Source organism: Pantoea latae (genome assembly GCF_002077695.1).
GTDB classification, from domain to species: Bacteria; Pseudomonadota; Gammaproteobacteria; order Enterobacterales; family Enterobacteriaceae; genus Pantoea; species Pantoea latae.
Window position 1 is genome coordinate 1 of the sequence record NZ_MWUE01000007.1, and the last position, 14,241, is coordinate 14,241.

Annotated in this window: 8 protein-coding genes, 1 tRNA gene and 1 pseudogene; 3 read left to right on the plus strand and 7 right to left on the minus strand. The window is 45.0% G+C overall.

Translation table 11 applies throughout. The features are described 5' to 3' along the window. Window positions 1–245 precede the first annotated feature (245 nt). Window positions 246–1,154 (minus strand): HNH endonuclease family protein, encoded by a 909-nt coding sequence (locus B2J69_RS23715; protein ID WP_143806244.1) that lies wholly within the window; start codon window positions 1,152–1,154, stop codon window positions 246–248. A 2-nt stretch (window positions 1,155–1,156) separates the two neighbouring features. After that, on the minus strand, window positions 1,157–3,310 hold the full coding sequence (locus B2J69_RS04450; RefSeq protein WP_081136813.1) for an AAA family ATPase: 2,154 nt from the start codon (window positions 3,308–3,310) through the stop codon (window positions 1,157–1,159). 302 nt (window positions 3,311–3,612) lie between these two features. On the opposite strand from B2J69_RS04450, the gene B2J69_RS04455 reads away from it, so the two are divergent. Together B2J69_RS04455 and B2J69_RS04460 are read left to right on the plus strand one after the other, a co-directional pair. Then, window positions 3,613–4,281 (plus strand): hypothetical protein, encoded by a 669-nt coding sequence (locus B2J69_RS04455; RefSeq protein WP_081136815.1) that lies wholly within the window; start codon window positions 3,613–3,615, stop codon window positions 4,279–4,281. Window positions 4,282–4,293: 12 nt separating this feature from the next. Continuing rightward, window positions 4,294–5,499, plus strand: coding sequence for a helix-turn-helix domain-containing protein (locus B2J69_RS04460; RefSeq protein WP_081136818.1), 1,206 nt, complete (start codon window positions 4,294–4,296; stop codon window positions 5,497–5,499). Between the two features lie 155 nt (window positions 5,500–5,654). On the opposite strand, the gene B2J69_RS04465 is transcribed toward B2J69_RS04460, so the two are convergent. The 5 genes and pseudogenes from B2J69_RS04465 to B2J69_RS04485 form a co-directional block, all read right to left on the minus strand. Beyond that, complete coding sequence (locus B2J69_RS04465) at window positions 5,655–6,917, minus strand: GIY-YIG nuclease family protein (protein WP_081136820.1); 1,263 nt, start codon at window positions 6,915–6,917, stop codon at window positions 5,655–5,657. A gap of 3 nt (window positions 6,918–6,920) precedes the next feature. Next, window positions 6,921–8,936: a DEAD/DEAH box helicase gene (locus B2J69_RS04470; protein WP_201789472.1), complete on the minus strand. Its 2,016-nt coding sequence runs from the start codon at window positions 8,934–8,936 to the stop codon at window positions 6,921–6,923. Between the two features lie 40 nt (window positions 8,937–8,976). After that, window positions 8,977–11,655, minus strand: coding sequence for a class I SAM-dependent DNA methyltransferase (locus B2J69_RS04475; protein WP_081136822.1), 2,679 nt, complete (start codon window positions 11,653–11,655; stop codon window positions 8,977–8,979). Window positions 11,656–11,858: 203 nt separating this feature from the next. Further along, window positions 11,859–13,121 (minus strand): annotated as a pseudogene (locus tag B2J69_RS04480) (tyrosine-type recombinase/integrase). Window positions 13,122–13,318: 197 nt separating this feature from the next. Then, window positions 13,319–13,403 (minus strand) — tRNA-Leu (locus tag B2J69_RS04485). 260 nt (window positions 13,404–13,663) lie between these two features. On the opposite strand from B2J69_RS04485, the gene B2J69_RS04490 reads away from it, so the two are divergent. Beyond that, entirely contained in the window at window positions 13,664–14,185 is a 522-nt protein-coding gene (locus tag B2J69_RS04490) for a DUF2501 domain-containing protein (RefSeq protein WP_081136824.1), read from the plus strand. Window positions 14,186–14,241 lie beyond the last annotated feature (56 nt).

The window sequence follows — 14,241 nt, forward strand, 5'->3', positions numbered from 1 at the left end:
TGGCAGTTGGCAGTTGGCAGTTGGCAGTTGGCAGTTGGCAGTTGGCAGTTGGCAGTTGGCAGTTGGCAGTTGGCAGTTGGCAGTTGGCAGTTGGCAGTTGGCAGTTGGCAGTTGGCAGTTGGCAGTCTGCATACTGCCAACTGCCAACTGCCAACTAGCATGTAGACTGCCACGCTGTTTTTTTTGAGGGAACGAAGCTATGTGGATAGCGTATCATTACAGTAACAACGGCTACATCGATTAAATCATGGCAACAACCCAACAAGATATCGCTTTAGCGTTTTCATATGCGGTTCGATGTAGGATTTCACCATTGAGGCATACTGCCGGTTAGGTTTATAGCAGGCATGCAATTCATCGATATCCTGCCCAATCTTTATTAGGCAGCGATCCCTCGCTTCACAGGCTGGCATAATCGCTGTAATGTCTATCAGCTGGTAAATATTTTTTACTTGAACTTCAATCTGTTGTAACACTGCTGCCCGCTCATTCACCAGCCCAAATCTATTTAACCCCATGATTTCAATGCTACTTACACCCTTCTGATCCGGCTGTGCCCCCAATAATTTTGCCAATAGGATCGGCGCCTTCGTATTACTGATATGCCAACAAAGATGGTCATCAGGATCATGTTGGCAGGGGTTGATCAATAGAGGGACTTCAAGGGCGAGGTTATCTTGGCTATTCCACGCCCGGTAGGGGCCGGAAACAGGAAAGGCACATTCCTTACCAGCATTTTCCATCGTATCGGTAAAAACAATAGTTCCATCTGCCTCTAAAACAGCGATCTTCTGTCCGCGACGTCGATTGCAGTCTGTGCACGAGGGTAATAAATTATCCCAATCAAGAGCTAGCCACCAGTAGCCTGGGTGTGTCTGACTTTCATTTACTTTTCCTTTGGGGCGGTAATGCTCAACATCCATTTTCTGAGTGCCAATGTATTTACTCTCACAATAGGCACATTTCCCATGAAAAAGGCGTTCTAAAGCTTCGACGATATCATCTTCTTTGTATCGCTTAAATTTATAAGTTTTACTAGGAGCTGGTACAGCTGTGTAATAGCTTTGCGCGGCACTACGTTCATTATCAACAACATTACCCGCCATGGTTAGTGAGGTCGGTACCGGCTCGGCTGAACGATCAATTTTAATCATGATCAATAACCTTTTTGAACCAAGACGTTAAGGATAGCTCTGATGGCATCCTCTTTAATATCTTTGGCTTCAGGCTGCTTTCGTGTTACGGAAATCAAATATCGTGCTAATGCCTCATGGACTACACGCTGGCTCAGAGTCGTGCCAAGCACAGTCATTTCACTGAGTTCCTGTTCTACCTGACGAATATATTCCGCCTGATGGTCTCCCTCCTGTCCGGCAATATCTTCTAGCCTCCGTTCAAGATCCGGATCATTAGGTGTAAGAAGACCAAAATACTCAGATGTTAGAAGTTGTTCCGTTCTCAATCCCTGAAACCTAGGCAGATCGTCTTCCTCGGTGATTGAGTGCATTTCATCACGTTTTAACACATGCACTTCACCATCATACATTCCTCGCAAACATAGAGGGTCGTGGGTCGTAAATATGAACTGGATTCCTGGCATTGCTCGCCGGAAAGCGCTCACCACCTGCATTTTCCACCGTGGATGCAGATGTGTTTCAATTTCATCAATTATGACAATTCCGGAAGCATATTCCAGGCTGTCCCAACGCTTAAGCATATGACGCATAATGTCGATAGCCACATAAAACAAAGCCTTGTAGCCATCACTCATATTTTCAAGCGGTGTGTTACGCTTGTGCGCACGGACCATGATATGTCTCTGGTCATTGCGGAAAATGATATCATCCTGTTTTAGAGCAAGGATCTCCTTCATTGCCCTGGCAACTGACAGAAACACGTCATCATCACATTCTTGTAACCATCCGGTTGGATTTGACAACAGAGCAACTGGATTGAATAACGTATTGCTTATAATACTATTTCTTAGGCCTCCTTGCTTAAGTGGTTTCACAAAGCGTCTTGCCCCATATGCCAGAAAAACAATGTTGCTAACACCTTCCCCGATGGCATTGAAATTTTCATCGATACGAAACATGCTACTCGTACCATCATTAAATGTAAGACTAATCTCAGCAGGTTGAATATGATCTACAGTCCACTCACCATTGTCCCGGGCAATAAAGTCGTCATAGAGCAGGTTCAGTTTTTTACGCTGAGCTGCGGTCATCATTGCTAGTGCAATAGATTGAAGAATTGAACTTTTGCCTGTCGCATTTTCTCCTAGTAGCATCATACAAGGGGCAAGAGATTTTGACTCACTGTATTTTAGATTCAGGGTGAAGTGACCAAGGCCTTTAAAATGATGAATATCGATTTTTTTCAGATGACGAGAGGCCTGACTTTCATAATCTAAGATGCTGGCAAATTTGTCATATTCAACATCCCTGTAACTCAGCTGCTCAATTTCCTCAAATATCTCTCCTAAGGTATCCGCATTGTTATCAAATGCAAAGTACCCAAGTTTCACGCTGTCGTTGATAAAAGATTCGACTTTGTTTGTGGAACGGCATGGTCTCCCCCCAACATGCTCCTTCATAAACATAGCTATGATCAAATTTACTATACCCTGAGGGCAATCATCACTTAAATAAAATTTTTGGAATTCATCGACAGAATCGTCCCTTCCGGAGAAGAAGAAATGTACATGATTGATTTGTTTTTTTCGGGAAAAAATCAGGTCAGTTCGGTTGAGATCAAAAAGCATGAGGGTGTGCTGCCCCTTATCTGTTAAGGCCACCAGTGTCCCATCACGACTGAGCGACAGGTGCCGAATGGGGTCATCCAGACAGGGGTTAATCAACAATACCGTTTCTAGAATGTTTGCACCTCTCCACGTTGAAAGAACTGGAGCTCGTGCGGACCCAACAGGGAAGTAATTACGACGTACACGATTACACCCTGAGCACGACAAAAAAAGATTGTCCCACACATATGCCAACCATCCGTAAGAATCCAGACTTTCCTCTTCCTTTAGCCCTTTTGCGTTACTGAGAGGGCGAAAATGGACAATTTCTCCATCATGTGACGCAACATGGGTTTCACACCAAGCACAGCGGCTATAGAAGGTTTTCTGCAATGCAGACCAAACGCTTTCAGAATAAAAAATTTTTTTATTAATGGGAGGACGGCTGTGACTACGCAATTTAGGTGACTGGAGAAAATATTTTCTCAACTCGCTTTCTTCTTGAACAATACGAGCCGGTTTTAAATCGTCTGGGATGTCGGCGTTGAGTCTTTTAATCTTTCTCATGAAAATCCTGGCAAGTTGGTCGGCGTGACGTCATAACGAATGGTTTGAATATTAAGCATAATCGTACGCCTGTTTCGTTCATATTGCAGCATCTACCCTACAGATGAAGCCTAACGCAACATACCCAAAACAACGTAGCTAAACATTCACTATTGCGAGCTAAAGCAACGTCCCTGTGCCCAGGTTTCTAAGGCTCATTCTTACTACGAATAGTTCAGGCACCTCATAGAGATGATCTCTTCTTGCTGTCAAAACGAAAAAAAACTATGATTAAATCTGCTTAACGCAATCAGGGTATCTAAATGAGTAAAGATGACGTACAAAAGGACATTAGCGGACTGATCGTAAATGCTTTTCAGCGAGAATTCTGGCTTAACATCCAAGAAGAACTCCATACCGCCTACGTGGCTGCAAATGCACTTACAATGGGAAGCATCGCAAAACTAGGTGAGCCAGAACAATCTCGCTTTCGCCCTCAAGCTAGGCATTACGTACTGAATGCAGCTTTTCGAAGAGCTGCAGAAAACTCGGGTATTATTTGTTGTGACGTGGACACGACACCTCAAGGTGAGAGCTACATCATAGTGAACTCTGCAGGAGTGAAGATTAGTCGAATCGGGCTGAACTATGATGAAAAGTGCATTCGAGGTGCAAAACATCGTTCTTTATTAGCAGAATTAAACGAGAGTTTTGAAGGATATACGCCAGATTTATTTAGCGAACGTGATCAATCAGAAGGTGGAGTTGGCACTCTAGGAATGTTGGTCTTAAATATCAATCCACCTCACGGTCATTCGCAAGATAATATGCTGGACCTAAGGATTGTCGTTCCCTTTACAAATATGAAGGGGTATCACTTTAACCGTTCAGTAAGCGAGCTGCTTGAGCTTTACCATACTGAACAAGCTGTAGTCATACCAGACAAGGTTATTCCACAGCTGAAGAAACGCCTGAAAGAACAGGAAGGCTAACGTGGTGAAATTATGAGAGTGGGAATAACGGGATTTCAGCCGGAAAGGTTAACTCAGCTTCGTGAAGCTCGAGGATTATCTAAAATTAATTTGGGTCGTTTGGTTGACCGTTCCCCCTCTACGATTACGAAATGGGAGAATGGCAGTCATTCTCCTGATGCAGAAGTCATTGCGATCTTGGGACAGGTTCTGAACTGTCCTGTCACATGGTTTATCAAACCAACGGTGAAAAAAGAGAACAATCCAGTTTTCTTCAGAACTATGGCAAACACAGCGAAAGATTTGTGCAATGCTTCTGAGCGTTACATGGGGTGGTTGCAGGAGGTTTCTGCAACTTTACAGGAATACCTTGATTATCCTGAAGTAGATGTTCCTCATTTAGAGGTTACAGATTACCGTGCAATTGATGATGAAATGATCGAAGTGATGGCTGCAAAATGCCGTCAGCAGTGGGGATTAGGTATAGCCCCTATTACCGATTTGCTTTTGATTATTGAAAATGCCGGAGTTGTATGTTCTCGTTTTGAACAGGGAAGCGCAATGATGGATGGATATTCTCAATGGAATGAGTCAGAGAGTCGTCCTTACATTATTCTTGCCAGTGACAAAGATAATTATTACAGAAGTCGTTTTGACGCTGCACATGAGCTTGGACACGTCGTATTGCACAGATATGTCGAAAGGCTTGATTCTGTCAATTTTAAACCAATTGAGGAGCAAGCACATAAATTTGCAGCATGTTTGATGTTACCAGAGGAAGCATTTTCGGTAGAATTACCTCCGTTTCCAACGCTTGAGAACTTTATTTCATTGAAAACTCGTTGGGGAATGTCTGCTCAATCCATGATTCATAGAGCTAAATCATTGGAACTCATTTCTCCGCTAGAACACCAGCGCCTATATAAAAGCGTTTCTGCTCGAGGCTGGAGAAAAGGCGAACCACTTGATGATCTTCGCAAACCAGAGTCAGTGAGATTGCTGCCTCGATGTATCAATTTGTTGTTTGAAACAAACACATTCTCTAAATCAACCTTACTTGAAACTTTAAGCATGTCCCGTGTTGATGCCGAAGATATTCTTTCTCTTCCACGCGGATATTTAGCAGATAAACCATTACTTGATATTAGTTCAAAAATTAAACTCAAGAATAGTCTGACACCTGCAGTAAGAGAGGATGAGAAATCAAATGTTGTCAATTTATTCACTCGCAAATCTTAAATAATTGATGCTGCGCTGAAATTGCCGATGAAGGCTGACGCTACAATTCCTAGGGTAGTGTCAGCTTATATAGCTTGGAGCAAATCTTGTTATGTATAAGTAACTTATACAGAATTGGAATGCTCGAATCGTTTGGCAACTGGTTACCACCAGTTTCACGAATGACCAGTATCTTTCTTCGCCACAATCTTCCCTGTCGTATTGTCCATTCGATATTGCGAAATTGTACCGTCAAGAATGTACTTGATCACAGAGAGCACAGTCGCTAAAGGCGCATGAAACCATTCGCGGGGATGATAAGTTTGTCCATCTAAACCCCGTAATGTTATATTGAGCCGTTGCTTACCTAAAAAACCGTGAATAAGCGTTTCAAATTTGTGAGTGTTGATATTGAAGCATTGCGTAGTCATGACTATACGAACGGGTGCTTCGAGGAATGTTTTATCTTTTTCAGCGTGTTTGATGCGCTCTTCGATAGTTCCTTCAGTAAAGCCAATTTTATACAAATCAGGTTTAAAACGTTGAAGAGCTAGCTGGTCGCTATGCGTGGCGAGGACATAGACATATCCTGTCGGAACCGGAGCTTCATCAGGACGTATTGACTGTCCATTCAAAACAACTTTACGACCTTCTGTATCTCGTACCAGACCATGCGTAAGCGAGAGGAAAAGCATATTCATCTCAGTTCCGTTTTCAAACACCAAATGCAAACGGGCATTCCAAGGTCCATATTCCTCCAATCGCTCACCAACTTTATCTACATAGCCCATAACCCCATTGAGGATAAAAAAATCACCTTCATGAATTTTTAATTCATGGCGGAAGCGAACAAATGAAAACGTTCCCGTTTTCAGACCATTTTGGATTGTCTCAAACAGTGGGGAAAATCGATAAAAATCTGGGCATGGTTGTCGTTTGGCAATTTCATCAGGCTGCGTTTTCTTTTCAATCGGAACATGTTTTAACGTAAAAATATCGGGCTCAGCAAATGAGAGCAATCCATCATCGTCATCAGCAAAGATATCGTCCAGAGAGGTGACCAACTCCGACCTATCAACCTCGACGGGAGGAACTGAGAATGATACAGATGATGCAAGGGTATTCTCGTTATTTTCACCTGCTAGTAAGCCATGAATATCAAATGGCTGCAACATCTCGCGATATTGCTTGTTATCCTTGAGAACCCTCAAACGTTGTGCTAGCAACGTTTCCTTAAATTCCTCCGAATCGGGTAGAGGTGGGCGCCCATGAACTACATAAAATGCATTAATCTCTTCTAATCTGCTTGCAGGCAGATTACCCGTAGGGGAATATATTTTTAGTGGTTCGACTACGAGTAAGCCAAGATCGTCTGGTTCAGAAAAAATGTCATCAATTGTCACTTTTTGACGAACTTGAAGAGGTGAAAGTCTGAGCATAAGTTACGGTTCCTGTCGCACAGTACGCTGTTGTTTCATTTTTCGGATGTAAGCTAACGCTTCTGCATAACGAACCTCTATTGCGTCACTGGCATTCAGCGATGGCTCCCTTTTATGCTCACTGGCAAACGCTTTAATTCTTGGCCAGAGCATTACCGCCTCCTCCTCAGATACCTGTGCCTGATTAGCTCTGACTGCTTCCTGAATAGTTTTTAGCATTGTGGCGGTAACTGACTTTGATAGAATCTCATAAGCGCCGTGGAAAGGATTTACCACATCAATTAAATCAATATTCAAGTTTTCAATATTGATGAATTTATCACCCATTTTTATAAACTGATTGTTTACGTTTAATGAATCATTCGAATTGCCGGAACGCTGACCTTGGCTGTTATCAATGATGGCATCCGACGGCAAATCAGCTTCATCAACTAACCCACCACATTGGCCTACAAAAAGACTCTGCAAAATACCGCTGCGAACCTGTTCTAGTTCGTATTCAGTCAGGTCAGGGTAAAGCGTTTGTATCACCGATGGTAACACTACCTGAGTAATTACCTCAGGCGGTGTTGACTCGGTAATAGCCTCTTTAACCACCTGCTCATTAGCCATTAGCGCCGCCAGGATCTCGTTTTTACCGCCATTAAGGATTGTTAGAACCTTGTCTGATACCGGTAAAGCATGATCATCAACCAGAACCGTATTGGCAGGTAACGGCTCGCCAGTCCATTGAGAACGTGGTTTAAATTGAATATTTGGAGCCATGATCTGCTCCATCAGCAACGAGGTGGTGATGGCTTTAAGCATGTTGTTTACTGATACTTTAACATCATCATCTTGAGCATCAGGCTGAGCTATAAGGTTGGTAAACTGTGCGTGAGTTTTACCTTCACAATCTCGTGTCGCACGTCCAATAATTTGCACAATCTCTGTCATCGAACTGCGATAACCAATTGTCAGTACATGTTCACAGAAAGGCCAGTCAAACCCTTCTTTCGCCATGCCCAATGCAATGATGATATCCATATCGTCAGCAGAATGGATATTATGCAGATACGCCTGTACTTTCGGTCTTTCCGCCGGGTTATCATCAACCAGATTCGCTACACGCAACAATTTGCCATCGCTTTTGCGTTTCACTCGATAGATACCGGTATCTGGTTCTTGCTGTTGCACCTCCCCCAGCGCATCCAGGATGGCATCAACCTCGGCATGTTTATCTTTTGTTGATTCGCCGGAATTTACATTGGGAATATGGATAATGGTTTTTTTGCTGGCATCCAACACCGACGGCAATGCTTTGATGTATGGTCCCTGATAGAAATGGTAGCCAATACCTAAAGATTTTAAATACTGATATCCATTGAGCTGTTCGTAGTATGTATAGGTTACTTTCGTGAACTGGGCTTCATCTTCGGGTTGCAGGATGGGTACAGTATCCCCTCGAAAATAAGAGCCGGTCATCGCAACAATTTGAGCATTAGAACCTTGCATCAGAGCATCAATCAGATTGCCCAGACGGTTGTTTTCATCCGCAGAGACATGATGGAACTCATCTATAGCCACCAGGCAATCGTTAAATAATTCAATGTTCAGCTTATCGAAAGCAAAACGCAGGGTGGCGTGAGTACAAACCAGAATATCGTCAGGGCTCGCCATAAATCGTTTAAAGGCTTCAACCTTCCCAGCTTCTCCACCGCCAATGCACAGATTATTTTCAGGTTTCACTTTCCAGTCAGCAAAGAAACCATGCTTTGTGAGCGCAGTATCCTTAAACGAACCACCGATAGACATTTCAGGGACCGCGACAATAGCTTTGCGTAAACCCTGATTAACAAGCTTATCCAGAGCAAGGAACATCAATGCTCTTGATTTACCGGATGCGGGCGGAGCTTTGATTAGTAGATAAGGGCTGTTGCGCTGCTCAAAGGCTCGAGCCTGCATTTCGCGCATACCAAGATCATTAAGACATGCACTTTGCCCGGTCTGCCCGTACGTAACCTGTAAAATATTTTCCACAATGCAATCCTCTGTATGCTCTGGCTGGCAGAGCGAAACCTTACGCTTTAATTAGCGCTTCGTAGCGCTCTAACAGGCAGCTCAAACGCTCAGTGGCGTCCCTGAATGGTTTGTCACGATAAAGACGATCAACGGCCTTATCCAACGCCTGATGGGCTTCCAAAAGGTCCTCAGGCATCTTCAGCGGGTCGTACAGCTCAGCCAACGTGCTTTCTGGATAATTTTCTCGCGTGAGTAAAACCGTTTTTGACAATGCAATAAGAGACTTACATTGTTCATCAGTCACATCAGGCCAAGGGAAGGTGTTGTATACGACTGTTGCTGAATAGCGATAATCGCTTTTTAATCGGCCAGCCACTAACCTCATCCAATCGTTATGTATTAATGAAGTCAAAATAGCGAACTCATACAAAGTACCATTTGGGAGAATGTAATTTGCATTAGTAGAAATCACACTAGCATCATAAAAACCAATGGGGATATAAGTTCTACGTTCCGACGAAACACCGGGTATTAAAATGTAATCGCCAGTTGTGGGTTGGCGATTTTCATCAAAAATATGGGGTGTGTTTGATTTTTTCTGAGTACTTAGTTTTGTGCTTTTTCGGCGCATTTCAGCCACTTTCTGTACTCGACTGTAAACGAGCGGCATCGACTGGAGTTCGGCATTGGCAATACCGACCAACCATAAGCACCAGCGATCCTGACCATTGAGAAACTCATCAGAACCTAATACTTTTCTAACCCACATGGCTGCCTGGGGTTCCTGTTTGAGTAAGGTATCGCGTTCAGCACGATTCATCAGCAAATGTCCCCCATCGGTAGGTTTATTACCAAATAACAAAGGAGGGACACCATTTATCAATGGTTTGGTTTTCGCCAACACAGCCACATTATTACCTTCAATCAGATAGGGGCTAATATTGCTCACTAACTTACTGTGCCAGCGCCCTTCAATTTGTTGGTAAAGTTGGCGAGTTTTGCTTTGTCCCGATAGCCCAACAATGATCACATGCACCGCTGCCTTATCACGAGCATTATTCGCCCATGTAAAAGTAGGGTAGGCAATATGAATACTCAGTCCCAGCCCGAATACTGAAGGCCATAGTGTTGCAACCTGCTCTCCCTGACATAGAGAATTTGTAGCCACCAGAGCCAACTCAGCACGGCTATTCTGGATATATTGCGCTCCCTTCCAGAACCAACAGGCAACAAAGTCCAAACCACCCAATGATTTGAAACCGCTAAATACAGCCTGCATATCAGCACGCTGTTCATCAGAACGTCCAGACGTTCCTAAAAAAGGTGGATTACCAATTATATAAACTTCATCATCCGCGCCCTTTGGACACACCGTTTGCCAGTCTGCTTGCAGGCTGTTGCCACTCCAAATTTTACCGGATGAACGCAACGGCAACGCTGGTGGTGCTGAACCAATATGTTCTTCCCACTGTTTATTTAACTGATGCTCTGCAAGCCATAGGGAAAGGCGGGCTATTTCACAGGCAAAATCATCGATCTCAATGCCGTAAAACTGGTCGAGATGGATACCGCTCATAAAAATGGATTGTGGATCGCATTGCAAAAGAGCTTGAATCACGTCCATTTCCAAAAGACGTAGTTCTTTATAGGCGACAATCAAGAAGTTCCCTGAACCACACGCAGGATCAAAAACTTTCATTTTCCCCAGACGGAGAAGCAACCGTTTGAGACCATTAGTATTTGTGCGTTGTTTTTCAAGCTCTGAACGCAATGGTTCAAGAAATAATGGTTGTATAACCTTCATGATATTGCTGTATGAAGTATAATGCTGTCCTAAACGGCTACGCTGCTCCACATCAATCACGGCCTGGAACATACTGCCGAAAATGTCAGGGTTAATCTCACTCCAGTCCATTGCACTGCATTCAAGTAAGATACGTCTGCCCTTCAACCCCAACTCCGGAACAGGCTCATCACTGGCGAATAAGCCACCATTAACATAAGGGAATGCGGTTAAATGAATCGGAAGTGTCAGGCGTAATTTGCTATTCGGTTTGCTGTTCATCACGGCAAACAGGTCTGTCAGAAACTGATCTAAATCACTGCCATCTTCGGCGGTGTAGCTCTTAACTGAGGAAGTAAACTGACCTTTTTCAAAGATTCCTGTGTCTTCGGCAAAAAAGCAAAACAACAAACGAGTGAGGAAGACATTAAGCGCGTGGATATCTTCTGCTTTGCTTAAATCATTGCGCTCCTTGATAAGATCAAACAGCTTTCCCATCTTCTCAGCGGCTTTCACATCAGCCGGGTTTTCACTATTGAGAATAGCCTTCTCCAGCCCGACCAGCGGTAAGAAAAAACCGTAGTTGCGGGGTAACTCTTCAAACTCAATATCGAGACGTTCCTGTGTCAGTGTGTCCCAGGCTAAAAAGCGAACAAAATTTGTCATTAGAACAAAGCGAATCTTATTTTTTGCAACCGCCGCATCGGCAATACGTTGGTCAAAAGCAGATTCAAGATCATCATTATCCGCTACTGGCTGGTAGTAGAGTTTATTTTTTAATGCAACGTGTCCTGGCTCTTTCGCAACATTACGCGCCCCACCTTGCCGAATCTGACTCAGGGTAGATTTAGGGAACTCAAAAGCAGTTAAAAAGCCGTAGATAAATTCGTCTTGCTCAGGGTTTTCAACCAGTTGTTCGAGGTGTTCAAAAATTTTCGCCTGATTAACAGCCATTGTTATTCCTAAAAAATACAGTACCCGTAGAGGATGATGCACTCATTCTAACCTAAGAAAATTTTATCAAGTAGTTCCAATACGTTACCTGGGTTGTATCAAAAAAATAAAAAACTTAAGCCCTATGCCTGCCACCGCAAGGCGGCAGGCTTCGCTCAGAGTACTTAATCTTCAGCGGAAATTTATCGTCAAGACAGCCGTTACTACCGCGTAGACTCTAGTTTCCCAAAATCAAAAGGACTCACCCCCTTCTCACGGTTCGCATCCAGATAATCCGCCCACCACTGCAACATCAACCTCCTCTCCCCCAAATGCTCTGCCTTATGAATGTAAGCCGCACGCACAGAGTTACGTTCCTGGTGACTCATCTGCCGCTCTACCGCATCTCTTGACCACAATCCCGACTCAATTAATGAACTACAAGCCATTGTTCTGAAATCATGACCACATACTTCAACATTCGTATCGTAGCCCATGACTCGTAGTGATTTATTAACTGTGTTTTCACTCATCGGCTTACGCGGATCGTGATCACCAACAAAGATCAGCTCACGGTTTCCACTCATGCTTTTGATCTTTTCCAAAATGGCGAGAGCTTGACGCGACAAGGGAACAAGATGAGGCGTACGCATCTTCGAACCACGCTGAGAATGCTTGACTCCTTCCAGTGGCTCGCGCTCGCCTGGAATCGTCCACATGGCCGTTTCAAAGTCTACTTCTGGCCAACGGGCAAAACGCAGCTCACTTGAACGGATGAAGACCAACAAAGTGAGTTCAACAGCCAATCGAGTTAAGGGTCTGCAGAATAGTGATCTATACGATGAAGTAATTCTGGAATACGGTTCAGTTCAAGAGCAGCACGATGCTGTCTTTTCGCCGTAGCAACCGCACCGGCAATCTCTTGAGCGGAGTTGTAGTCGATTAACCCACTCTGCACAGCAAAGCGCATAATCGCGGTAGTACGCTGTTGTAAACGGGCGGCGACTTCAAGGCGTCCGGATGACTCGACTGCTTTGATGGGTACAAGTAGGTCTCGCGTTTTCAGTTCTGCACTGTTCCGCTTACCAATGGCAGCAAAGAGATTATCTTCGAGACTTTTTAATACACGAGCGCTATGCGATACAGACCACTTTTGATTGCTGGCGTGCCAGTCTCTGGCAACCACTTCAAACGTTATTGCCTCTTGCTCCTGCTCTACCTTAACGGCTTTCTCATTCTCACTGGGATCGACACCATTAGCTAACAGCTTACGGCCTTCATCCCTGCGTGCTCTGGCATCTGCCAGCGAAACCTCGGGGTATTTCCCAAACGCCAGCATCTTCTTCTTATCGCCAAAGCGATAACGAAGCCGCCAGTATTTTGAGCCCTTCGGGTGAACAAGCAAAACCATGCCTTCCCCATCAGTAAGTTTATAGGCTTTTTGCTTCAGGCTTAGCCAAACGAACCTTTACATCACTCAGAGCCATGATGAGTATCCTTTCAAGGGTTCTGTGTGGGTACAAACATTATCGAACCGGGAAATACCCGCAGTTATACCCGCATCAGTAAGTTGATGTAGATTGAATCAGGTTTACTTAGGTTGAGTGAAAAAGGGAGGAACGCCTTGAGGATGCTAAATTCCAGACACAAAAAAAGCCGCCCATAAGCGACTCTTTCTTTTCCGTGGTGCCGAAGGCCGGACTCGAACCGGCACGTATTTCTACGGTTGATTTTGAATCAACTGCGTCTACCGATTTCGCCACTCCGGCACGGAAGGGATGCGGAAAACGTTGAGGATTATACCGTTACCCACCAGCCGCGCAACCGGAATCACCTTCCCTGCGCGCTAAACGTCCAAAAAAGCGCCATACCTTCTTTCGCCCCTTCCCGCCACAACCCTTCCCCTACAGAATCCTCCGATTCCACCCTTCTCACCACCCGCACTCGGAACTTTCTCACCCCAGATTCCTCTTAGCAAAACTGGCGCAGCAACGCATCGCGCGCGGGATACACAGAAAATGAGGTTGAGATGAATAAAGCCACACAACGCACAATTTTGGGGATGGGGTTCAGCGCGCTGCTGCTGGCAGGTAGCGCATCAGCAGCAAGCTGGCAGGATCAGCTGAGCAGCGCGGCGTCGCAGCTCAGCCAGCAGAACAATAGCAACACCAGCGCCACCAACAGCACCGCACAGAACGGCGGGCTGTCGCTCGGCACGCTGACCGGCCTGCTGAACGGCGGTGACAAGGCGGTCAGCTCTAACAGCATGACCAACGCTGCGGGCGTGATGCAGTACTGCGTGCAGCACAACGTGGTGGATAACAACGTGAAGTCGGTGAAAGAGCAGGTGTTGGACAAGCTCGGCCTGAGCACGCAGACGGCGCAGACGCAGAGCACCGACTACCAGCAGGGCATCGCCGGCCTGCTTAACACCGGCAACGGCCAGCAGCTGAATCTGCAGAGTCTGAGCAACTCGCCGATGGGCGAGAAGCTGAAAACCAAAGCCTGCGACGTGGTGCTGAAGCAGGGCAAAAAATACATCGGCATGTAATCCGCTGCTGTACCGGCGCGAGCTGTCCCTCGCGCCTCTCTTATTGCTTTACGGCC